Source organism: Runella rosea (assembly GCF_003325355.1).
Classification (GTDB): domain Bacteria; phylum Bacteroidota; class Bacteroidia; order Cytophagales; family Spirosomataceae; genus Runella; species Runella rosea.
Map to the genome: position 1 here is coordinate 5,154,810 of NZ_CP030850.1, position 23,276 is coordinate 5,178,085.

20 protein-coding genes are annotated in these 23,276 nt (G+C 45.9%); 3 read left to right on the forward strand and 17 right to left on the reverse strand.

Annotated elements, in window-relative coordinates; genetic code table 11:
* Positions 1-8: 8 nt before the first annotated feature.
* From DR864_RS21380 to DR864_RS21395, 4 genes are all read right to left on the reverse strand, one after another.
* On the reverse strand, positions 9-2,183 hold the full coding sequence (locus DR864_RS21380; protein WP_114068882.1) for a xanthine dehydrogenase family protein molybdopterin-binding subunit: 2,175 nt from the start codon (positions 2,181-2,183) through the stop codon (positions 9-11).
* Between the two features lie 4 nt (positions 2,184-2,187).
* The gene (locus DR864_RS21385) at positions 2,188-2,661 is read right to left on the reverse strand and encodes a (2Fe-2S)-binding protein (protein ID WP_114068883.1); all 474 of its coding nucleotides are present in this window, start codon (positions 2,659-2,661) and stop codon (positions 2,188-2,190) included.
* 61 nt (positions 2,662-2,722) lie between these two features.
* The gene (locus DR864_RS21390; RefSeq protein WP_114068884.1) at positions 2,723-3,400 is read right to left on the reverse strand and encodes an NAD-dependent epimerase/dehydratase family protein; all 678 of its coding nucleotides are present in this window, start codon (positions 3,398-3,400) and stop codon (positions 2,723-2,725) included.
* 2 nt (positions 3,401-3,402) lie between these two features.
* Positions 3,403-3,966: a TetR/AcrR family transcriptional regulator gene (locus DR864_RS21395; RefSeq protein ID WP_114068885.1), complete on the reverse strand. Its 564-nt coding sequence runs from the start codon at positions 3,964-3,966 to the stop codon at positions 3,403-3,405.
* A 201-nt stretch (positions 3,967-4,167) separates the two neighbouring features.
* Between DR864_RS21395 and DR864_RS21400 the strand changes: the two genes are divergently transcribed.
* Positions 4,168-4,692 carry a hypothetical protein gene (locus DR864_RS21400; RefSeq protein ID WP_114068886.1) on the forward strand — a complete coding sequence of 175 codons (525 nt, stop codon included), beginning with the start codon at positions 4,168-4,170 and terminating at the stop codon, positions 4,690-4,692.
* A gap of 135 nt (positions 4,693-4,827) precedes the next feature.
* On the opposite strand, the gene DR864_RS21405 is transcribed toward DR864_RS21400, so the two are convergent.
* Both DR864_RS21405 and DR864_RS21410 read right to left on the reverse strand, forming a co-directional pair.
* Positions 4,828-5,466: a hypothetical protein gene (locus DR864_RS21405; protein WP_162794019.1), complete on the reverse strand. Its 639-nt coding sequence runs from the start codon at positions 5,464-5,466 to the stop codon at positions 4,828-4,830.
* 121 nt (positions 5,467-5,587) lie between these two features.
* Entirely contained in the window at positions 5,588-6,730 is a 1,143-nt protein-coding gene (locus tag DR864_RS21410) for a glycoside hydrolase family 5 protein (RefSeq protein ID WP_114068888.1), read from the reverse strand.
* A 320-nt stretch (positions 6,731-7,050) separates the two neighbouring features.
* Between DR864_RS21410 and DR864_RS21415 the strand changes: the two genes are divergently transcribed.
* The gene (locus DR864_RS21415; RefSeq protein WP_114068889.1) at positions 7,051-7,467 is read left to right on the forward strand and encodes a hypothetical protein; all 417 of its coding nucleotides are present in this window, start codon (positions 7,051-7,053) and stop codon (positions 7,465-7,467) included.
* 20 nt (positions 7,468-7,487) lie between these two features.
* On the opposite strand, the gene DR864_RS21420 is transcribed toward DR864_RS21415, so the two are convergent.
* The 10 genes from DR864_RS21420 to DR864_RS21465 all read right to left on the reverse strand — a co-directional run bounded on the left by DR864_RS21420 (position 7,488) and on the right by DR864_RS21465 (position 20,127).
* Positions 7,488-8,279, reverse strand: coding sequence for a cupin domain-containing protein (locus DR864_RS21420; protein WP_114068890.1), 792 nt, complete (start codon positions 8,277-8,279; stop codon positions 7,488-7,490).
* Between the two features lie 184 nt (positions 8,280-8,463).
* On the reverse strand, positions 8,464-10,002 hold the full coding sequence (locus DR864_RS21425; protein WP_114068891.1) for an alpha/beta hydrolase family protein: 1,539 nt from the start codon (positions 10,000-10,002) through the stop codon (positions 8,464-8,466).
* A gap of 149 nt (positions 10,003-10,151) precedes the next feature.
* Positions 10,152-10,781, reverse strand: a complete 630-nt coding sequence (locus DR864_RS21430) for a hypothetical protein (protein WP_114068892.1) — start codon at positions 10,779-10,781, stop codon at positions 10,152-10,154.
* Positions 10,782-10,805: 24 nt separating this feature from the next.
* Entirely contained in the window at positions 10,806-12,080 is a 1,275-nt protein-coding gene (locus DR864_RS21435) for a TlpA family protein disulfide reductase (RefSeq protein WP_114068893.1), read from the reverse strand.
* 73 nt (positions 12,081-12,153) lie between these two features.
* On the reverse strand, positions 12,154-12,957 hold the full coding sequence (locus DR864_RS21440; RefSeq protein WP_114068894.1) for an SDR family NAD(P)-dependent oxidoreductase: 804 nt from the start codon (positions 12,955-12,957) through the stop codon (positions 12,154-12,156).
* Positions 12,954-15,059 carry an alpha-glucuronidase family glycosyl hydrolase gene (locus DR864_RS21445; RefSeq protein WP_114070404.1) on the reverse strand — a complete coding sequence of 702 codons (2,106 nt, stop codon included), beginning with the start codon at positions 15,057-15,059 and terminating at the stop codon, positions 12,954-12,956. Before DR864_RS21445 ends, DR864_RS21440 begins: the two co-directional genes overlap by 4 nt.
* A 69-nt stretch (positions 15,060-15,128) precedes the next feature.
* A complete protein-coding gene (gene uxuA / locus DR864_RS21450; RefSeq protein ID WP_114068895.1) occupies positions 15,129-16,340 on the reverse strand; it encodes a mannonate dehydratase in 1,212 nt (403 codons plus the stop codon).
* A gap of 92 nt (positions 16,341-16,432) precedes the next feature.
* Complete coding sequence (locus DR864_RS21455; RefSeq protein WP_114068896.1) at positions 16,433-17,329, reverse strand: DUF6807 domain-containing protein; 897 nt, start codon at positions 17,327-17,329, stop codon at positions 16,433-16,435.
* A gap of 181 nt (positions 17,330-17,510) precedes the next feature.
* A complete protein-coding gene (locus DR864_RS21460; RefSeq protein ID WP_114068897.1) occupies positions 17,511-18,668 on the reverse strand; it encodes a Gfo/Idh/MocA family protein in 1,158 nt (385 codons plus the stop codon).
* A gap of 52 nt (positions 18,669-18,720) precedes the next feature.
* Positions 18,721-20,127 carry a Gfo/Idh/MocA family protein gene (locus DR864_RS21465; protein ID WP_114068898.1) on the reverse strand — a complete coding sequence of 469 codons (1,407 nt, stop codon included), beginning with the start codon at positions 20,125-20,127 and terminating at the stop codon, positions 18,721-18,723.
* A gap of 488 nt (positions 20,128-20,615) precedes the next feature.
* Here DR864_RS21465 and DR864_RS21470 point away from each other — a divergent pair, with 488 nt between their 5' ends.
* Positions 20,616-21,671 (forward strand): LacI family DNA-binding transcriptional regulator, encoded by a 1,056-nt coding sequence (locus tag DR864_RS21470; RefSeq protein ID WP_229599436.1) that lies wholly within the window; start codon positions 20,616-20,618, stop codon positions 21,669-21,671.
* Here DR864_RS21470 and DR864_RS21475 read toward each other — a convergent pair.
* A complete protein-coding gene (locus tag DR864_RS21475) occupies positions 21,658-23,271 on the reverse strand; it encodes an NFACT RNA binding domain-containing protein (protein ID WP_114068900.1) in 1,614 nt (537 codons plus the stop codon). The two genes, DR864_RS21470 and DR864_RS21475, sit on opposite strands and share 14 nt — an antisense overlap.
* Positions 23,272-23,276 lie beyond the last annotated feature (5 nt).

Below are 23,276 nucleotides of genomic sequence, written 5' to 3' on the forward strand. Positions count from 1 at the left end.
GATTTATTTTAGCTTAACTTCAGCGGTAAGGTTCTCAAATTTTTACCCGTTAAATCAAAAACAGCCGCTGCAATCGCGGGCGCTACTGGCGCGAGCGGAGGCTCACCTACGCCGTAAGGCTCGGAGTGTCCTTCCAGAATAATTACCTCAATTTCAGGGGTATCTGAAAGTTTTGTCATGGGGTATTCGTGAAAATTGGTTGCGGTTATTTGCCCGTCTTTGATGGTTAAACCTTCATACAGCGCGGCCGTAATCCCCATCATGGTAGCACCTTCTACCTGCATCCGAATCCCCTCAGGATTGATGGCCAAGCCTGCGTCAAGCACCTGCGTTACCTTTTTTACCTGAATTTGGTTGTTAACTATCATCACTTCAATCACCGCCGCTGCAATGCTCTTGCGGTCGTTGCCGATGGCGATACCTCGCCCAATCCCCGCCGCTTTGGGTTGATTCCACCCGCTCTTTTCAGCCAGCATTTCCAATACTTTTTTGTAACGTTGGTTGATTTGTTCGTTGCCAGCCAGCAACTCCAAACGCATTTTGAGCGGGTCTTTGCCCGTTTTATGGGCCAATTCGTTGATAAAGCTTTCGATGGCAAACGTATTGGGAAACATCCCGACACTGCGCCAGATTCCAGTATGAACGGGTAGTTTATTTTGCCACAACGTGGCTGATTTATGCTCAATGTTGTACAAAATACTGGCACCGTGGCCCGCCGACACAAAATCAGCGCCTAGTAGGGTATAGCCGATATTGGCAGGAATCGCCCCAAGAACCTGGTCGGGGGTGGCTTGGCTGTGGGTAATGGCCTCGATGGTGCCGTTTTCTCCAATTTTGGCCGCCAGTACATGGTGCGTTTGCGGACGATAAATGGCATTCTGAAATTCCTGTGTTCGCGTATTAAACACATGTACAGGCTTACCCACAATTTTGGCAATGCGAGCCACTTTTTCGGAATGTTTTGAATCAATCCTTCTGCCAAAACTACCGCCCGCGTAGGTGGTTTCGATGTTGAGTTGTTCAGTTTCTACATCAATGGCTTTGGCGATGGCACTTCTGAAAAGGGTGGAGGCTTGCGTACCCACGTACATCGTGGCTTTGTCTTTTTCAACATGCGCCACGGCACCGTGTGGCTCCATGTGGGCGTGGGTGGCCAATGGTGTGCGGTATTCTTGTTTGAACACTTGGTTGGGCGCTTCTTCCAAAAGCGATTCGGGCGAGCCTTCGCTTTGAATGCGCACGTCTGTTCCGATGCCTACGGTAGTCAATGCTTCAAATTCAGCCTGTTGCCATTTTTTTGGAACATCCCATTCGGCTTCTATTTTTTGCAATCCCATCTCGGCGGCATATCGGTTTTTGGCTACTACGGCCACCAACTCCTTATCCTCCACGATTTTGACCACTCCGTTGACCTTTGCGGCTTCTTGGGTGTTGAGTTTTTTGAGGGTGCCGCCAATGTAGGGGGATTGGAGCATCACCGCATACAACATATCTGGAAACGTTTGGTCTATGCCAAAAATGGGTTTGCCCGTCACTTTTGGCTTTAGATCGATGCGTTTTACGTCTTTTCCTACATATTTAAAGGCCGATGAAGGCTTTAATGCAGGTGTTTCGGGCGTTTCCCATTCTTGGGTAGAGGTGGAAATTTCATAATACGTAGCTTTATGAGTTCCCGACGTCATGATTCCATTTTCAACTTTGATACTTGCTACAGGTACGCCCCATTGTTTGGCGGCTTGGGCTTTTAGCATTTCGCGCAGGGTAGCGGCCACTTCTCGAATGGGCTTAAACAACGATAAAGTGGTGTTGCTTCCGCCCGTTCCGAGCGAATCTTCCACGCCGTTGGCGGTATTGGCATGAACGACCTTGATTTGTTCGAGTGATACTTCTAGCTCCTCGGCAGCCAACATCGCTAATCCCGTAAAAATCCCCTGTCCCATCTCCAGCTTGGTAGATTTGTAGAGGATGGTGTTATCGGGCAATACTTCAAACCAGAAGGATGGTTCCTGCGTTGAAACCAGGAGCGGGAAATCCATATTTTCCGCTTTTTGGGCCAAAAAACGACGAATAGGCCCCTTTGACGCAATAACCGCTACAACGGTTCCGCCAAAAATGATGGCTCCGCGTTGCAAGAATTTACGTCGAGAAAACTTCTTTTTTGTTTTTTTATCTTCGGTAGCCATGTCGTTACGCAGTTACGGTTTGAGAAAGTTGAGCGGCTCTTTTGATGGCTTTGATGATGCGGGGCTGCGTACCGCAACGGCAAATGTTGGTGATATTGTTTTTTATATCTTCTTCGGTCGGGTTGGGGTTTTTCTCCAGAAAATTGGCGGCCGCCATCATAAACCCGGGCTGACAATAGCCGCATTGGGGCACGTTTTCTTCCATCCATGCCTGCTGAATGGGGTGAAGTTTGTCCTCACTTTCCGATAAGCCTTCGAGCGTCGTCACTTTTTTTCCTGCCGCAAAACTTACAGGGATAGAACATGAACGGTAGGCTTCGCCGTCGATGTGGAGCGTGCAAGCGCCGCAAAGTGCGGCCCCGCAGCCGAATTTTGTGGCTTTGAGGTTCAGTTCATCCCGAACTACCCAAAGCAACGGCATGGCGGGGTCTACGTCCACCTTTGCCGTTTTGCCATTGATATTAAAGTTGATTTCCATTTGGTTTGGTTTGAATATTGATTTTTAGATTGACTAATCACTCTATTTTTTAGGTAAATTTTTAAAGGGTTTTTGTTAGTGCGACAAAGTCTTTTACTTCCAAAATGGGCTTTTGATAGCCTTTGGTGGCCACTTTAATCATGCCTTGTCCTAATTCTGCCAACGTACTTGCGGCCCCCGGAAATACCTTACGCAACACGGGATACAGCCAGCTTAAATACTTGTAGTAAGGAAGGGTATTCTTCAATCCGGGGGTGGGGTGCATATAACCGGGTCGGAAATTGTATACGGCCTTGAAAGGCAGTTTCATCAAATCATTTTCAGTTTTGCCTTTGACCCGCGCCCACATGCTGCGGCCTTTTTCGGTGCTGTCGGTGCCTGAGCCTGATACGTAGCAAAATGCCATGTCAGGGTTGAGTTTGCTCAATGTCTCGGCCACGTGCATCGTGAGCGTGTAGGTCATTTTGGTATATTCTTCTTCTTTCATCCCGACGGAAGAAACCCCCAAACAGAAAAAACAAGCGTCGTAACCTTTCAATTGGGTTTTGATGGGCGAGACGTCGAAGAAATCTTGGTGAATGATTTCCTTTAATTTGGGATGGGTGAAGCCAGAAGGTTTGCGGTTGATAATCAAAACTTCCTCAACTTCAGGGCTTTGTAGGCATTCGTGCAATACACCCTCACCGACCATGCCCGTGGCACCCGTGACAATGGCTCTTATTTTTTTGGTTTCTTTCATGGTTATTTTTGTTCGGTCAGCATATCCCAAAGCATTTCAAAGCCGTTTTCGATGATGGGTTTTTGTGCATCGGGGGGTAAGTTGACAACGTAATTATAGATGCCCATCAAGTGGCTGTTGGCCAACGTATAAATCAAATCAGTGGGTAAATCTTTGATGATTTTGGTGGCTTTTGCTTCTTCAATCAACTGAATGTGTTTCTGGGATTGCTCCATTAGAACCGATTCAGAGATTTGAAAAATATGCGGCGAAAAAAGCACCTGTTGGATATAATGGTTCTTTTCTCGGTTGTCTAAAGCCCAGTAAATGAAATAGATAAAGACTTTTTTTATGATGGTTTCGACACCATCCTCAGGAGTAATCTTTGAAAATAAAAATTGGTTTAAATCATTTTTGATGGTGATGTATAATTCCTTTATCAGGTCTTCTTTGGTGGCAAAATAATGAAAAAGGGTTCCGTTGGATACCCCCGCTTCCTTAGCGATTTTGCTCGTGGGCGTACCATGAAAACCAAACTCCACAAAGAGCTTCAACGCACTCGCCAGTATCTGTTCTTTTTTATCCATTTACACTAGATTGACTAATCACTCTACAAAAGTAAGGTTTGTATCGGGCTTTCCAAATTTGTTTTTGGGTTTTATTATTGAACGCCAGTTAGAGATAACTCACGCTTGTTACTTCTTGAAACGGAATACCACTTGATAACTATTTGTTCTGCAACCAAAAGAAAGGCTTATTTTAGTGCCAAAACAACTTTCAGGTTTGCCATGAAAAAGGTACTTTACTTAACACTTCTTACTTTCGTATTAGGCTGCAAAGGCGAAGACCAACCCACCATTGATCCTGAAATCTTAAAACCACTTCTAAACGGGTATTTTGAGTATTTTCCCAAGCCCATCGACTACTTTACCTCCCGCATTACCTGCAAAGAAGGTCACATGATTATCTCTAAAGCTTTTATTACAAAAAAGGATGAGAAAACCCTCACCATTCAATTTGTTTACGTTGGTAAATGCGCAGGACTCAACCCCAACCCTGGTAACGATTATGAAATAAAGGCTACTTTTACCTCCCCAATGCCTAAACAGGAAGCTACGCGTTATCGTATTGATTTTAGTGGAGTATGTGATTCGGCCATCCCGGCAGAACCTCAACTTGTTGGCAAAAAATTGGATGGGTATGCTTATTTGACTCCTGACCTTGGCGAGTTTGTGATTAATCTTCCCGTTTCTGTAAACAATGTACCTCAAAAAATTACTTCCAAAATGGATATTAGAAGCGATAAGTTTTAGATGTGATGTCTATCTAAACCTTGGTCCGTGTCCTCACTTTTCATATAGATAAGGGTCTGAGAGGACACAGACCAAGGAAAAGGGTTCAACATCGCCTTCATGGCTTGGCCTACGGCCACCACGAATGCTTAGTTATTAGCTGCCGTATTTTTCGTTCGGGTGTATAAGTTTATAAATTTCGTCTGTTTCCAATTTGTTTTTCAAGTCATTTGAAATTCTGTATGTTCCGTCATTCAAAATTTCTATTTCCTTGCTGTCAATAGCTGACAATATTTCTGTCGCAAAGTTTTTAAGTTGTTTGTGATAAAACTCAAATTCAGTTGAACATTTTTCATATTCAGCTTTCCAATTGTCGCCATAGAATGTTTTCAAATATCCTTCGCCTGTCCAATGTAAATAGTTAAGTCCTAAATTTCCTAAAAATTTGTATTCATATCTTCTTTCCCCATTCTCTTGGTAAACCCCACAATATAAATGATAAATTTTGTCAAGATTAAGGTCTGTTTTTTCTGGTTGAGTTAGGAAGTCGTTTAAAATTCTTTTTAGTTTCCACGTTTCAAATTGTCCTTCTTCAATAATTCTGGTCTTTATTAAGTCTGGTAATTTTGCTATGTTATATTTATCTTTGAAATTCAACTCAATTAAATTAAAATATGTTTCGCTGCCAAGTTGTTGCTCTAAATCTGGTTGCGAATAAATAAAATTCTCTAAGTCTTCAACAGATTTATCTCCATTAAGAAATTTATAAAATTCTATTTTATTGTTGTCAGACACGGTTGTCATAATATGGCAGCTAACTCGCTAATTCACGCATGTTTTAGCGTTTTATCTGCAATCTAAATGCTTCAATTTTAAAATGCAAAGTTTCAAGGTGTATCCTTATCGCGCAACAACCCTACACTTTCTGCAAAAGCGTCAGCAGTTTTCTGTCTAATTTTTGGCCTTGGAAATTTTCGTAGTCAACGTCGCTTCGGCCAGAATTGAGCAAACCAAAGGAGCCGTCAAATTCCCATAATGCAAAGCCGATTCCGTTTTCGCTCAGAATGCCAAGCAAATCTTTGAACCACGCCAAAAATACAGCGTGTGGCGTTTTGTTAAAACAGCCGCATTCACCACAGTGAACACCCGTACCGCTGTTTTTGAGGTCAATCCACGGTTGAAATTTGTCTTCCAACATTTTGCGGCTCAGGTTTTGGTCGCCCACTTTTCCGGGCCAAATGGGAACGGGCAGGCTTTCTGGGTCTTTGTACACCCATGAGGCTTTGTAATGCGAGATGATGGAGGGCGTATAGCCTCGGCAACTTTGGCCCACTTCCAAATCTGAAATACCCGTAATCACATCATTGCCAACGTTGTTGCCATCGGCAATGATTAAGTGTTTTTTATTGACTCCTTTGATGGTATTGTAGGCCGCCAGAATCATCTTGCGGTACATTTCGGGTTCCAATTTGGTTTTTTTGCCCAATTGGTCGTTCATGTCGTCGCGCCAACTGGGTTCGTTGAGGAGGTCAAAACTGATTTTTTTGGAAGACGTATCTTTGAATTTTTTCGCCCAAAATTCCCAATGATAGCAGAAGTCACTCAGCGCCTGTTCGTTGGTCCACAGGTTGTAAGGCTCCACAAAACCCGCGTTGATGCAATAGCCTGGCGCGCGGTGGAGATTGAGCGAAACGTGATGGTTGTATTTCTGCGCCCAATAGACCAACTGCTCGATACGGTCGGTCATTTGGGTATCTATGTTTCTAATCTCGTCGATTCGGATGTTTTTGGAGCGGTCAAATTTCAGATAAGCGGGGTATGCCATCGGAATTCGGACAAAGTCAAAGCCCCAATCTTCCATCCATTTAAAATACACTTCGGGCGTTTGCGGGCGGCTTTTGGCGGGGTCGGGCGAAAAGAAATCCAGCACATTGAAGCCTTTCCATTGTGGCAATCTGTTCTTTTTCTTCACTGGTCCAGTCATACTTCCGTTCGTCAAAGCGACCGTAGCCAGTGAACTGTTTTTAATAAAAGTGCGGCGATTGATGCGATTTTCCATTGTGTATAGTATTTCAACATTTTTGTGGACACAGAGTTGCATGGAGCGGTCCGATGCAGCTTATTATTGCTGATTTTCAGAGAGTTATGTTTAGCGCCCTCCATAATGCCCTGGTCTGCCTTTATACAAAGTTTATATGAGAAAGTTGGGGAGACACAGACAAAGGTAAAGGGGGCACAGAAAAGGCAAAAATTATTCTTATACGTTTTTTGATTCCTTTTTGATATAAAAAATCAACTAATTACAACCATAGAAGATGGATTTACGTCTTTAATTTCTAATATTAGTCACATTTTTGGCAATATGTCATTTCAAGTGCCATGAAAAAACTAATGATTTTATTCACTTTCACTTTTTTGATTGCGTGTAATCGCCCTGAACTAAAAGTTAATTCGTACTTCGCAAGGGGAGTTTTGATAGATCGTAAGTTTTGTTCTTCTGATTCCTCTCAAAGCTACTGGATTTTTAATATTACTAATCCATATGGAGATAGTAGTATGAAGGTATTTGGCGAAAAAATAGTGCTAAATGATACTCTGTATAATCGAGTAGTGAAAGTGAAAAATTTACCTACTTATTACATTGCTCCAAATATTAAATATAAGCCCGTCTTTTTCAATCAGAAGTATATTCTGGAATTTGAGGTATCTGAAAATCCTTTATTGGACTGCTTTCGTAATACAAATATTAGTAATTCTCCTGAGCTTAATGTTAAACAAATAAGTGTAACAAATTAACACACATACTCTACTAACACTCACTCAAACTGAAAAGCAAAATAAGTACACGAGCCTTTGCTTGTATTTTGAAGACCGTGCGGCACGTTAGAGTTGAGGAAAATGATATCCCCTACTTTTGAGTCATGCCATACACCATCAATGATTTCTTTGGCTTGGCTATCGGCTTCGCCTTCCTGACTGTTGACCAACATCAAAATCTCGGCGGCCGGGTGGCGGTGCGCGGGGTGGCTCATCCAATTGCCCGTGAGGGTCGTTACGTGCATTTCAAAACGCTTGCTCATGCTCGTTGGACGGTCGAAAAAATTCCTTCTTCCGCCTTTGTCATGGCCTTTAAATTCGGTTTCGTCCCAGTTGAGCAGCAGCGAACCACCCGCCGTTTTGCCTCTTTCGATGTCAAGTGGCGCGACCGAATTGAGCTGAAAAACGTAGTATGTAACGGGCGTATCGGTATTGTTGACCACACTGCGTTTATCGCCCGACATGATAAGCGCAATGCCTCCCGGCTTCAACTCTTTGGTTTTGCCTTCTACGGTCACGGTCAGTATACCTTCTTTGATGATGAGAAGTTCCTCATTCTCTTGGGTATATTCACTGTCACGCATTCTGCTTTTGGGATTCACGGTCGTAGCGTGGACTTTGAATAACTTGAAATGTGGCGTAGTGCCTTCCAAAATGGAACGGGCTTCGCCTTTCGGTCTTTTGATTATCTGCGCGTCTGACCATTTGTAGACTTTGGAGGCAACTGGCTCAGCGGTTTGCGCAAAAACAAGGTGGCTTACCAGAAATAGTAGGAAAAGTAGCTTTGTCATCGGTAAAAGATTCGATTTAGGGGTTAGACCGATTTTTTCTTAAGTGCTTTGCACCAGAGGTTTTGATAAAACCTTAGCGTATTGATAAGAAAGGTTAAAAGGGAATAAGTATAATGGTGTTGTATTAATAAATTGATAGACAGATGTTTATAATACAAAAAAAGACTGGCGTTTAAGTGACCGATTACTGCCCTGCTTTTTCGTATTTTAGCATCTTGCTTGCCCGAGGGATAAAATGCTGAAAGTTGGGTTGGTCGGTATGCCCGCCGTCGTGCTGCCGCCACGACAGTTGCCCGTCGTGCATACTCGTAAGCATGGGCGGCATTTTTTCTTTCATGGGGTCATTTGAAACCCCTAAATCTTTTGCCCCCAAGAGTTTATAAGCGGCACCAGCGGCAATCGTTGCCATAAAACTGCCTTGTTGGTCAAGCCATTTGGCATCGCCTTTTTCGGGAATACCGTAACTCACATAACACAGGCGAGGCGCGCAAAGCGCAATTAATTCGTGCGAATCTACCGATAAGTCGCAACCTGTTTTTTTGCCAAAACCAGATTCTTCGGTGCCGTATTTTAGATAATTTCCGGCCATCCAATGATACTCACTGCTAGCCGTCAGGCTTTCGACGGCTTCGCCAAATACTCTGCGGTGCAAGGTCGTTCCGCCTTTTCCAGACGAGGCAATCAGCCCTAGGGCAAAACGTGGCTCAAAAGCCAAGGTCACTAAAGCCGCTTTTCCATAACGGGAAACGCCTTCGATGCCCACTTTTTTGGCATCTACGGCGGGGTCGGTTTCTAAATAATCTAAGCCGCGCGCCGCACCCCACGCCCACGCCCGGAGCGAGCCCCAATCGTCGGGTTTGCGGTATTGACCTTTGTTGACCAAACCAATGATTCCTTTCGTCAATCCCGCGCCATTGTCTGCTTGAATACTCGCAGGGTCGATGGTGCAATATCCCCAACCTGCGGCTAATAATTGTTCTGTGCCCGGAGAGTCGCCTGTGGGAAGGGGAGCGAAGAAATTGGGAAGGGATGCGCGGGCAACGGGGCTGTAAGCGGGATATTTATCAAAAATGGCCTTCATTTCGGGATTACTTTTGATGAGCATTTCTTTGAACGCCGCGTTGATTTTTTCAAAGTCATCGTTGTTGGGTTGGGCAGGTGATGGGAAAGACGGGCGACCAAACATCATCAACACTGGAACAGGGCCTTTTACGTTGGTCGGAACCACCAACATCATGTTGATGTCTACTTTGATGGAAGGGTAGGCACTGTTGTCTATGTGACCTGTTAATTTTTTAGCTACTACCGGAATGCGGCCCACAAATTCATTGTCTGCGGCTTCCACTTTCCATGTTACTTTTGGGATATTTTTTGGAAGCCTTCCGTATACTTCGCGTTCAAATTCTTCGATGATTTCGGGGCGGCGCTGTGCCCACCACACATCGGCCGAGGTTACTTTATTACCATTTTTCAAGGTTAGAATATCGGGCAAAGCAGGGCAGGGGTTAGCCGTTGATTCGTTATAATTGGCGTGATTGGGCGCTGATTCATTGCCGCTGGGGCCAGGCCGCAGGGTCTTGATGCCCAATTGCTGCTTCATGTTGGCATGGTCGGCGGCGGTGAGCTTATTGAGGCTGTCGCGTTGAGCCGTTGTAAGACCAAATTGAGCAAAGGCCGAAAAAGGTAAGAGGCAGAAAAGTAAGAATTGGTTTAAGGATTTCATTTTAAGGGAGTTGAATTTATGGGTTTTTCATTCCTTTAAGATACTCGCCCACGCCAAACAATGTCCTTCAAAAGAAAAAGGAGTTTGTTCAAGCGTTGGCGGCGACGAGCGCATTTATACGCTACTTCGGTCAGCGTTAATTTAGAAATTTACTTGACGGCTGTATATACGCGGGTGTTTTTAAAAGTGCCCTGTTCCACCACATTTTTGTTGTGGGCGCAGATGAAAAGCCCGACCAGCAGTTCTTCGGGAAAATCAAAATCGGGTACTTCGACCGTCCAGAAGGGATTGCCGAGTTTGGCAACCGAAATAAAATAGCTTCGGCCCCGCCGTTCCAATTGTAAAATATCGGGGTTTATCACGGGCGATTTTACTTCTTCTATGTTGGTTCCGTTCTTTTTGCGGTATTGAAACGCCGTCAGGCCGTCGCCATGAACGGTCAGGCAGACCATTGCGGCGCTTGTATCGGTGCTGGTGCGGGCCATCCAGCCTATTTTCCGGTGCAGGTCGGTGCCTGTACCCACGAGGGCAGCTTGGGTGTGCAGGATAAAATCACCTTTTAGTTTTTTCCAAACAAAATGAACCTCGTCTTTCTTAAACCACACATTTTCGCCCGAACCCGATAGTTTATAGGTCTGAGTGGCGTTGTCGTAAGTGGCGGTTCCAGCGTGGAGTACCTTCCCGATGTCGTCGTGGTTTTCGAAAATACCCACGGGTTTTTGGGCCGCCGAAGTGAGTGAAAATAATCCAACTACTAACAGCAAAGCGTAAGATTTCATCGGTAAGGACGGGGTTAGGTAGGTTTAATCAATCAATTTTAGCAATTCAGTAAGCGTGTTGGGAGAGCTGGGACGAGAGGCGTCGGCGGCGACAATTTTGCCGTCTTTATCAATAATCATGTAACGTGGAATACCTGTGATGGCAAATTTATTGAGAAGCTGCGCACTACGCGCTCCGTTTACGTGGCCGTGTTCACCCGGAAGTTGTAGTTCTTGAAGGGCTTTTTTCCAGAGTTGGGGGTTTTGGTCGATAGATATGTAGAGGAAAACGATTTTCTTTAACTGTTTTTCCGTCAGCTTTTCGTGCATGATTTTAGAATGCGGAAACTCCGCCCGACAGGGGCCGCACCAACTCGCCCAAAAGTCTACATAAACGACTTTCCCCTTGAAATCAGACAGGTAAAAACTCTTCCCGTCGATAGATGAAAATGCAATTTCGTCCCCTTTGGGGGCGGCTTTTGTTGGCTCAGGCGTTGATTTTTTCTCTTCTTTTCGGGTGATTACTTCGTAACATTTTTGGGTAGCCAATGCTGTATAGCGCTCGGTTTGGGGCAGGCTTTTTAAAACATCGAGGGTATTTGTTACGGCTTCTTTGGGGGTAGTGATGCAGTTGTCGCGTAGTAATCGGCAGAGATAAAAAGGAAGCAAATTACCCGTTAGGTATCGCTTGGCAAAAGCTACTTTATCATTCATGGCCGCCGACAAGTCGGCATATTTATTGAACGCGTGTTCTCTGGAATTAAAATAAGTGACAAATACGGGCAAAAAATCACGGAAAGGGGTTGTTAAGAAAGCCTCTTCGTCGGCGATTTTTTTCGGGTCGAGGGCCTCGGTCATTACGTTAGGGAGTGCCGCCATTTTGAGGTTTTTGGTGTCGGCATTGCTACGGGTTATGGCGTAGTTGAGTAGCCAATACCAATAATTCCAGCGGGCGGTGTTTTCGACGTAACGTTTGAAGGAATCGGAAAAAGTTGAAAAGTTGGGATGGTTTTTTAAAAATGTTATCTGCTGGTTCCGGGCCTTAAAGAGTTCAATTTCCCGCATGTCAACGGTTTGGGAAAACAATAGTTCATACTGTTTTTTTTGATCGAAATCATTGGCGAATTTTTGCTGAAATTCTTCCCAAAAGGCTTTCTGGTTGGCATTTTCCCACAAGGCATTATACTGCTTAATCACACTGGGAGCCGTACCCTGTTGGAAAATATCAACCGAATCCCGACTGGCAAAAGCAGTTATGGTTTGGGCAAAGAGATAACCTGTAAGCAAAAAACATCCGAAAAACAAAAGTAAAAATCTCATCTTAATAGGTAGTTAACTGGGTTGGTGGTGCGATAAATACCTTTGTTAGAGAGCATTTATCGTACCACAAATGTTAAAACCCGATAGAATTGCCCCCATCGACTGGCAATGAAGCGCCCGTGATGTAAGCAGCGGCCTCGGAGGCTAAAAAGACGGCGGCCCAGCCGATGTCCTGCGGCTTGCCAAATTTGCCCATGGGTGTTCGGTTGAGGGCGCGGTTCATGCGGTCGGGGTCGCTGCTCATGGCGGTTTTCATCATGTTGGTTTCGATAAAGCCCGGTGCAATGGCGTTGACGCGAACGTTGTATTTTGAAAATTCAGAAGCCAACACTTTCACCATTCCTTCCACACCTGATTTGGACGCGGCATAGGCCACCACGCGATCGATGCCGTAATAGGCCGCCATGGATGAAATCATCAATATGGAGCCGCTTTGGCGGGCAACCATGCGTTTGGCGCAGGCGCGGGTAAGGGCAAAAACAGCATTGAGGTTGGTATGGATGATGCGGTCAAAATCAGCATCTGTGACTTCCAACGCGGGTTTTTTCATGTTGATGCCCGCATTGTTGACCAGAATATCTATTTCACCGTAGGTGTTTACAATGGTTTCGACAAGGCCTTCCAAGGTGTCTAATTCCGTGACGTCATTTACGACGTAATGGGCCGATGTACCCAAGGCCGCCGTGGCCTCCTGAAGAGCGTGCTCGCGTCGGCCGGTGATGATGACCGTGGCGCCGGCGTGGGTCATGCATTGGGCAATATCATAGCCAATACCGCTGCCGCCGCCCGTGATAAGCGCAATTTTTCCCTCCAATGAAAAAACGGATTGGGGGTTTACTAAGGTGAGAGATTCGGTTAATTGTTCTTTCTCTGTCATCGCAAATGATAAATTTCTACTAATTTTTTAACTTCATTTAAGGTTCTTTGCGGAGGCGTTAAGGGCTTCGGAAGGGGCATTTTGGAATATTCTCCGAAGTATAAAACACACGCATCGCGCCACCATAAGGCTTCTTTTTCCTGTATTTTCAATCTTCCTTTTACGTTTTCAAAGATTTCGGGGTCAACGTTTGCTTTGAGGCTTTCCCAAGTCTTTTGCAAGTTTCCGACCTGCACCGGGCCGTCGTAATAACGCACACACAACTCATCCCAAAGACTGCGGCCGGTACTCAGTTTTTTGGACCAGGGCACGTGATGAAACCAAAGCAAATAGTCGAGCGGGCATTGTTCGGGGTTTCCCCACTTTTGTTGGACTTCGGGGCTGTAAAGTTGCAAGGCATTGCTCAACTTACCTGTTCGGTCAAAACCCAGTCCAATGGAATCAGCACGGTGATAATACACCGATGTCCAGTCGGGGCGGGCACTTTTGGCGAGCCAAGGCTCTGGCCCGTAGTGGTGACTTTCGCCCATCATGTGAGACGTTCCCAAGGGGTAGGTATAACTCACGTAGATAGGATGTGATTTCAACATCATGTCGGAGATTTTCTGCTCCGTTTGTTTGGTTTGGGTCAGGGTCATTCGAATCCATTCCGAAGCAATCTGCTCCGATGAAAGCGTGTGGTCCCAAGCTAATCGGCCAAAAGCGTACCAGTTGCTTTGGTTGAAGGGATGCCCGCACCAATTGACATCTGAACCCGTGTTGGCCACGCCGGCCATTAAGGAGTACTGGGCGTTATACAAACTTCCGTCAATGACTTTGGCCACGGTAGAGCCCTGCCCTTTGGCGTAGGTATCTGTATCCAAACATTCTTTGAACATCGGTGCCAAATAGGTCAGGTGAGTGGATTGTCCCAAATACTCTTGCGTAATCTGAAATTCCATGCCCAACGTTGTTTTGGGAAAAGCTCCAAACATAGGATGAAAAGGTTCCCGAGGCATAAAATCAATGGGGCCATTTTTGACTTGGACAATCACTTTAGGGTCGAATGTACCGTCGAGGGGTTTGAATTGAGCGTAGCCCTCCTTGAAACGGTCGCCGTTGGGGTCGGCATTGTATACAAATGCCCGCCAGATAACAATGCCGCTGAATGGACGCATGGCTTCGGCTAGCATGTTGGCGCCGTCGGCGTGGGTGCGGCCGTAATCCTGCGGGCCAGGTTCGCCTTCTGAATTGGCTTTGACCAAATACCCACCAAAATCAGGAATGTATTGGTGAATCTCTTTGGTTTTGTCGTTCCACCATTTGCGCACTTCGGGGTCGAGCGGGTCGGAGGTTTTGAGTCCGCCGAGGGTGCGGGGTGAGCGGAAGTTGACCGAAATAAATACCTTGATGCCATAAGGACGAAGCACATCAGCCACGGCTTTGATTTTTTCTAAATATTCAGCGGTCAGAAACCTAGAACTTGCATTGACGTTGTTGATGGAGGTGGCGTTGATTCCTATCGAGGCATTGGCGCGGGCGTACATCACATAACGTGGGTCTATGCGATGAGGCAGTTCGTTCCATTTCCACATCGACGAGCCTGCATAGCCGCGCTCTACGGTTCCGTTGGCGTTGTCCCAGTGGTTAAGCATTCGAATTTTTACTTTAGGACTGCTTGTGATGGAAAGCTTGGCGAGCGATTTGCCCATTTGAATGGCTCTCAACAATTCAAACGCTCCGTACAATACGCCCGTTTCAGACTTAGAGGAGATGACGATGTTGCCTTTTTCGGCATAAATCTCATATCCTTCGTTGGAAATATTGGCACTTGAAGGGGCATTTTGGTTCACATTGAGAAGAATGCCACCCGTTGATGTTGCCGTTTTTAGGATGGTAACTTTTTTGCCCAACAATCCTTGTAAGCCCGTTTGAAGTTCTTCAGTGGCAATTTTTAGGGTTTGATTATCAGATGAAACTGCAATGAATTTTGTAAATGGAGCATAGCTTTCCCGCTGCTTGGCATCTTTGATTAAATCGTAATTGAGCCAAAGCCGTGAGCCGTCATCGGCAAGGGCGGCGGTGGAGAGTAGCAGGAGAAATAGAAAGAAATATCTTGTCATTGATTTCATTTGGCTAAAGCCATTGTTTATTTTTATCTCCAGCTAAAGCAGGAGGCAATTCCGCCCTTATTAAATGCTTTTTTCAATCCCTAACTCTAAACCCCGCAATTCGGCCAAGCCTTTTAAACGACCAATGGCCGAATAACCTGGATAAGATTTGTCTTTTCCTGTTTTGTACAAATCGTCCAGCATTTGATGTCCGTGGTCGGGGCGCATCGGAATCATAGCGTCCTTTTGTCCCTGTTTCTTTCTCCTTTTTCCTTCCAGCACAAAGGCTTTTACCACTTCGTACATGTCTACATCACCCGTCAAATGGGCGGCTTCGTGGAAATTCAAAGGATTGTCCTCCCGCTTGGTCGTTCTCAAATGCACAAAATGGATACGGTCGCCGAAGCGTTCTACCATTTTTGATAAATTATTGTCGGACCGTACACCCAGCGAGCCGGTACAAAACGTGATGCCATTGGCGCGTACCTTGCAGGCATCCATCAATTGCGCCAAATCAGATTCCGTACTGACTACCCTCGGTAATCCTAAAAGTGGTTTCGGTGGGTCGTCAGGGTGAATGCAGAGATTCACGCCAACTTCTTCGGCCACGGGAGCTACCTGCTGAATAAAATAATACAGATTCTCGCGTAACTCTTTGTCACCGATGTGTTTATAATTATTCAGTAATCCCTGAAACGTGGCCAGTTCAAATGCTTCATTGGAGCCAGGTAGGCCCAATAAAACCGTATTCTGGAGCGTGGCTATTTCCTCCGCCGTCATGGCGGTAAACTTGCGTTTGGCCGCTTCTTGTACTTCGGGCGTGTAATCGGCTTCGGCATTGGCCCGTTGGAGAATGCACAGGTCAAACACCGCAAAATCTTCCCACACAAAACGCAGGGCGAGGGAGCCATCGGGCATTTCGTAGTGCAGGTTGGTGCGTGACCAATCTAGCACTGGCATGAAGTTATAACACACCGTTTTGATGCCGCAGGCCGCTAAGTTGCGCAACGATATTTTGTAGTTTTCGATATATTGCGCCCGACTCGGCAGACCTTTTTTGATGTCTTCGTGAACGGGCAGGCTCTCTACTACTTCCCACGTGAGCGGGGTATAGCGGTCATTGTCTGCTTCGATGAGTTGAATACGTTGTTGAATAGCCTCGACAGACCAAACTTCCCCAACGGGGATTTGGTGTAAGGCCGTAACAATGCCCGTGCATCCCGCCTGACGAATATCCATCAGTGAAACGGGGTCGTTTGGCCCGAACCAACGCATGGTTTGAATAAATGTCATAAATTAGTAGTCAGTAGTCAGGATGGGGTCGCCGATGCGGTGAGTAGTCAGGAGGTATTCTCATTTCTCGCTACTAACTACTCGCTCCTCCTTTATTCACTTTTATATTTTTCAAATAGGCTTGCCACATTTGCCGTTTGGTGGTTGCCAGCGTGGACTAATACGCGATACCGCAGGGTGAGTTTTTCTCCTTTTTTCATCACCGTTGCTTTGTCATCCTGCGGCCAATACATGGGCGTGGGAGAAAAGAAACCATAATCACGGGTGAACCACGGTGAAGGGTACCAGGGGTTGGAAGGGTGCTGCATAATGGTCATACCTTCCACTTTGTCGCCTCTTTTGCCGGAGCAATCTATCCACGGTGATTTTATCCCAAACGTTCCTTTTTCGGCTTGATTTCCTTCGGCGTTGATCATGGTGCCTCCGTTGATAACCGCCAAATCTGGGTCCATGCGTCCGCTGAAAAGAGAGTGGTTGGTTTTCAAAATGGTCACATCCATGAGGGTCTCCATGGTGACGTTAAAATCAATTTGGTACAGGTCTTTGGAAGGAGCTGTAATGGTGATGGTACGGAAGTCTTTGATGGGGGCGTTGGCTTCGGGGCGACGCCAAATGCACTCATTTTCAATCACAACCTTGTCTCCTCCTGATTGAACAATATCAGCTCGTAACGAAATAATCTGACCTTTTTCTAGGCCTTCTTGCCAATAATTGCCACCGTTTACTTTATCACATCCGAAAAATAAGGAGCTGTGGTGCGGGTAATTTCCGTTACGCATGGAGGTCACACTTGCATTAGAAGGTCCGTTGACGGGATAGAAAAACGGGTATTTTTCATCCTGCGAAAAAATGTAGCTCGTAAAAAAGTTATTGTTGATTGTGATGTCAATTTTGGAATTGAGCTTCTGAGCCGTAATTTTTGTTTGGGCCTGGCTCGCCATACTTGAAAATACGGCTGCGAAAAAGAGAATCTGTTTGATATAATGCATGGATTAAGATATAAATAATAGTATAAATCATTTGGTTTATCCCGTAGGGGCGGGCCTTGCGTCCGCCCCTTTTTGTTCTTTGTGTAAACTATCGCGCGGGCGCAAACGGTAACGTACGGGGCGTCATGAGTGGACGCAAACGGAACGTACGGGACGCTATGGGTGGACGCGAGGCCCACCCCTACGCTTTCAAATGAATTTGTTGCGCCTGTTTCTGCGCTTTGATAGACAGTTCCGCTGCCAATAAACAATGGGCTTGCGGCATGGCCGTTTCAGTCCGGTTGATTACATCATCTACCAACTGACGACCGTAAGGCAATTCCTGCTGCGTGCAGTCAATGTAGCGCGTCTCTTTGTGGTCGGTCAGAAACAGGTGATTGCCACCTTCACGCCCGCCAATGTCGATGTTTTTACGAATTTCGATGAATCCATCGGTGCCCAAAATTGTCAGGCGACCGTCGCCCCATGTTTTGAGTCCGTCGGGGGTGAACCAGTCTACTCGAATATAACCCATACCGCCGTTGCCGCGGAGCATCACATCGCCGAAGTCCTCAAAGTCAGGGTATTGCGGATAGTGCGTGTTGCCCACCTGCGACGCCACGATTTCGGCTTGGGTAGAGTTGGTGAAGAATAGATATTGGTCAAACTGGTGAGAACCGATGTCGCAAATGATGCCCCCAAACTGCTCTTTGTGAAAAAACCACTCGGGACGTGTTTTGGGGTTCATGCGGTGCGGGCCCATTCCGATGGTTTGAATAACTTTACCGATAGCGCCTGCTTTGACCAATTCTCCTGCTTTTACGGTTGCGCGGTTTTCGAGGCGTTCGCTATACATGATGGAGTAGATACGTCCCGTTTGTTTCTGTACCTTCCGTACTTCGGCGAGTTGTTCGAGGGTGGTAATGCCGGGTTTGTCCGACATAAAATCTTTACCGCTTTTCATTACCCGAACACCCAACGGAGCGCGCTCGTTGGCAATGGCCGAGCTTAGCACCAATTGGATGGATTTGTCATCCAAAATTTCTTTTTCGCCCGAAGCGAGCTTAGCTTTAGGGTGGCGTTTGGCAAATGCCGCTACTAAATCAGGCTCTTTGGCATAATACGAAACCAATTCTCCACCTCCGCGAATTACCGCTTCCACTTGTCCATAAATATGGCCGTGGTTCATACCGATGACCGCAAATTTAATGCGTGGTGTATCGTACTGGATAATGGGAGAAGGAGCTACTTTTTCGGTTTTAATATGGCCGAAAGAATCGGTGGAAAGTATGGGAAGGGCCATGAGGCCAGCGGCCGATTCTTTCAAAAATGTGCGTCGTTGGTTATCGGAATTTTTCATGAGTGATTGGGTTACCCTTGATAAGGCTCAAAACCTTATCAAGGGTTGAATATTACATCTTGATATTGGTCGTACCGTAAGGCTTACGTTGTGGGCGGCTTAGCATGGCGTTGGCTTCGTTGTCGTTGACAAAACGTTCGGCTTTAGGGTCCCACTGCAATTTACGGGGCAATTTCATGGCAATGTGACTTACCAAGCATACGCTGCACGCGCGGTGACCAATCTCAACGGGCGAAATCGGCGCTTTACGCGTTTTGATGCATTCGAGCCAGTTGCCGTGTTGCTCCTCGCTTTTATACAAATGAATTTCGTTCTCACCGATGACCGACGTCAGAATTTTAGGGTCGCTGGCATCTAGTGCTTTGCTACTTTTAGCTTTTGAGACGGGGTCGCTGGCTGAAGCCACATAGTCGCCACGAGATACAAAAATCCAACCTTCGGTTCCTTCATAACGGATACCGTTGGGGAAGCCTCCGCTGGTGTACATCGTGATGCCGTTGGCGTATTCGGCTTTGACCATGAAATCGCCGTGAACATTCCAGAGACCCGATTTTGGAAATTCAGCCACGGCTTGTACCGAAATAGGTCCCGTCAGTTCGGTGTCCATTCCCCACGCGGCAGAGTCAAAGTGATGTTGTCCCCAACCCGTAATCATTCCCGCGCCAAACTGCTCGATGCGCAGCCAGCCAGGTCGGCCATAACCCTGCTGCGGGTGAACGCCGATTTCGGTATAAGGCATTTCGGGGGTTGAGCCGAGCCACATATCATAATTAAAGCCTTTAGGAACGGGCATTGTGGGGGCCGAAGGCCCTGACGGGTCGCCGGGAAGACCTACTTTGACAGTGTGCAGCTTTCCGATGCGACCGTTGCGGACCAATTCCGCCGCAATTCTGAATTGGGGAGAAGAGCGTTGCTGTGTTCCTACTTGTAGAATTGTGCCTTTTTTCTGGATAACATCGCTCAACATTCGGCCTTCGGCAATGGTCAAAGACGTTGGTTTTTGGAGGTAAACGTCCTTGCCAGCGAGGGCGGCTTCAATGGCAGGCTGCGAATGCCAGTGGTCTGGCGTGCTGATGATGACGGCGTCGATGTCTTTGTTGAGTAACATCTCGCGGTAGTCGTCGTACATTTTGGCTTCTACGTAGTTAGCGTTGCCCGTCTTTTTGGCGTAATAGCCTTCCACCAGTTTTTTGCCATCCACTAGGCGATTTTTGTCAAGGTCACAGACCGCAATCATACGTGCTACGTCGTGTTGGAGGGTGCCGACCATATCGTGGTCTCGGCCGATACGTCCGCAGCCTATTTGACCGATATTGATTTTATTGCTGGGCGCATTTTTGCCAAATACGGAAGCTGGAACAATGGTCGGAACGCCAATGACGGTGGAAGCTACCGCACCTTTGGCCGTCAGCGAGAGGAATTCCCTTCGCGAAACAGAGGTTTTTGGTTCTTTTGACATAGAAAGGTTGGGGTTTCTTTTAACGTAAAAGTTGAAAATGAATGCCTTTTAAAATAAATATGTTTTTAACTTAGAAACAGGGTATTCAAATTGTACAATTTTTGAGTTAGATTTCTTGCCAAGTATTTAAATTGTGAGGGAAGACAAAGGTCAAAACATGGTTAATGTTAGACTAAGAACGCTAGATTTCAAAGATATTACCTAATTTTTTCGATTAAAATACTAAAAAAGTCTATCGAAAACGTTTTCGGAAACGCAACCGATAGATATAATTAAATGAGATATTTTATATATTTTTGTGAAATTGTATAAAAGTAAACGCTTAATATTTTTCGATTAAAGAAAATTTATTTTACTTACAAACTTGGAAAAATGTAATTTTGATGGTAGCGTGTGAAAAATGCGGTAGCGATAAGAATGTCATAAAATCGGGGTTTATAAGAGGTCAGCAGCGACTCTACTGCAAGTCTTGTGAGGTTCATTTTACCATGAATTTACCTCAAAAAGGTGTAAATAAACCCATTCGACAAGTTACGATTGTCGACATTGCCAAGGCTTTAGGCGTGGCACCCTCTACGGTTTCGCGGGCGTTGAATGGAAGCTCGGATATAAATCCGCAGACGCGTCAGGAGATTTTGCGGGTAGCAACTGAAATGGATTATCGGCCTAATCTGCTGGCACAGAGCCTTCACCGTGGTGAGACCCACACCATCGGTGTCGTGATTCCCGATATTGAGCGCCCTTTTTTTGCGGCGGTCTTGGCAGGTATTCAGAAAGTGGCAACCGAGGCCGGCTACCGGGTGATGATTTGCCAATCGAACGAATCACACTCGACCGAAACCCTTAACGTACAGGCATTAGTGGCTAGTAGGGTTGATGGATTACTGATTAGTCATTCTAAAGAAACAACCTCGTTTGAACACATCAAACTTCAACTCAAAAAAGGGTTGCCTATTGTCCATTTTGACCGGGTTTGTTACGACATCGAAACCTCAAAAGTGGTTCAGGAAGATTTTGATGGGAGTTTTGCCTTGGTCGAACACCTCATTTTGCAGGGGTGCCGGAGGATTGCGGTATGTGCTGGGCCTCGGGAATTATTGATAAGCACGACCCGCCTGAATGGCTACAAAGCAGCATTGGCCAAATACGGAATTCCGTTGGATGAAGAGTTGATTTATCACAGCAATTTCAAGAAAGGAGAGCCGCTACTTGCCTTGAAAGCTTGGTTGGATTTAGACCCAAAACCAGACGGAATTTTTGCAGTTCATTACGCGAATGCGGTTGATATGATTATGGAACTGAAAAGGCTTAAAATTCAAATTCCCGAACAAATCGCCGTGGTAGGTTTTGGTGATGAACTTATTGCTTCGCTGATTGAGCCATCCTTGACGGTTTTCCACCTTTTTCCGTTTAATGTTGGCGAAACCGCCGCTACTTTGTTGATTGACAACATCATACACAAAGATACGTTTGAGCCAGTAGTAAAAAAAGTCAAAGGAGAATTGATTATTCGGCAGTCTTCCTTGCGAACTACATCCCTTTAGGTTCAATCATTACGACTTCCTCTTTGTCCAAAATCACTTCGCCTTCGGGCAGGCCTTTGGGTTTGCGCACATACTTTTTGGGAGTCACAATGACGGGGCAAAGTGTTTCGTTGCGGCGTTTGGAATACCACGCGGCGATTTGGGCCGCTCGCTCAATGACGCTATTCGGGAATTTTTTGCCCGCTTTGTACTTTACCACCACGTGCGAGCCTGCTACGTCGCGGGCGTGGAGCCATAGGTCTTCTTTGTAGGCGTATTTTTTGGTCAGCAGATCGTTATTTTTGGCGTTTTTGCCAATTAAAATTACGTAGCCTTCAAACTCGGTATGTTTGAAGAGTTGCGTAGGTGATAGAATGGGAGCGTCGCTCAGAAGACTATTGGTTTTTAAGTATTTGCGTAATAGTTTCAGTGATTCAAATTCCTCAATGGTGCTGACATGATTTTTGAGTTCTTCCAATTCGCCTTCTCGTAGGGCAATGTTTTCCTGCAATTTTTCGATTTCAATGCGTTCGTTTTTGGATTTTCGGTAATACGTTTCTGCGTTGCGTTGGGGCGTTAGGTCGGGTTTTAATTTAATTTCGATGTCTTGATTTCGGTAAAAATCAAACAGCGTCACGCGCTCGGCCCGCTCGGGAATTTGGTGAAGGTTGGCCATCAAAATGTGTCCTATTTCTTCGTTTTTCACCTCGCCATCAATGCCCAACAGTTTCTGAAATGCTTCTTCGAGGTAATGTTCAGTTCGTTGAATGCGTTTTTGTAAAATTTTGAGCGCGTCACCTTTTTCTTTGGCAATGACCCCTACGCGGTTGTAAGTGGTGTAAAAATCGTTGAGTGCCGCAATGACATTGGTGTGTTCGCGCATTACTTCGCCCAGCGGAACGAGCGTAAGCGTGGGCTGGTGATGCCACAGACTGATTTTAAACGCAGGACGAGAGAGGAGATTTAAGGTTTCCTGAATAATTTGCCAGCGTTGCTCAGGAGAATATCCGTCAGTTGGTTTTGAACCGACCGACGGGCCTGATTGGGCAGGTATGGCTTCGAACTGTTCTGCTAAATATGCATTGATTTCTTTGCCAAAAGTAGGAAACACTTTGCGGTGGTCGTAATTCGCGGCTTGATAGGCTTCCCAGGTCTGGTCGAGTTCCCGGTCGAGTTCTGATAAATGCAGGTTATTGTCGGAAACGAGCCGGTTATGAAATAAATCTGTCACCTCGTCCCCCTGAAACACAACGGCATTGGAACGATTACCGAATAATTTAAAAACCACGGTGTAATTATTCTCCAAAACCAATCCAAAAGCCCGCTCATTTTTGAACTGACGTACATCAATGACGGCTAAATCATACAGATTTTCGAACAAATCCGCGCTATTTTGACGGGCACGGTTGAAGTCTTCGGGAAAGTTGAGGCAGGCAAAATCGGGGCGGAGCGTGGCGCGAATGAAAAAAGGGCGGTAATAATTGTTTTTCCCACGAGCGTGCGCCAGAATGATGACCAATTCATCTTTTTCCTGACTAAAACATTCCATAAACTTCAAACCCGTAGTTTCTTGACGAAGCGCTTCGGTCAAGTGCCGTAAAAAATGGTAATTCTGATGCATGGCAC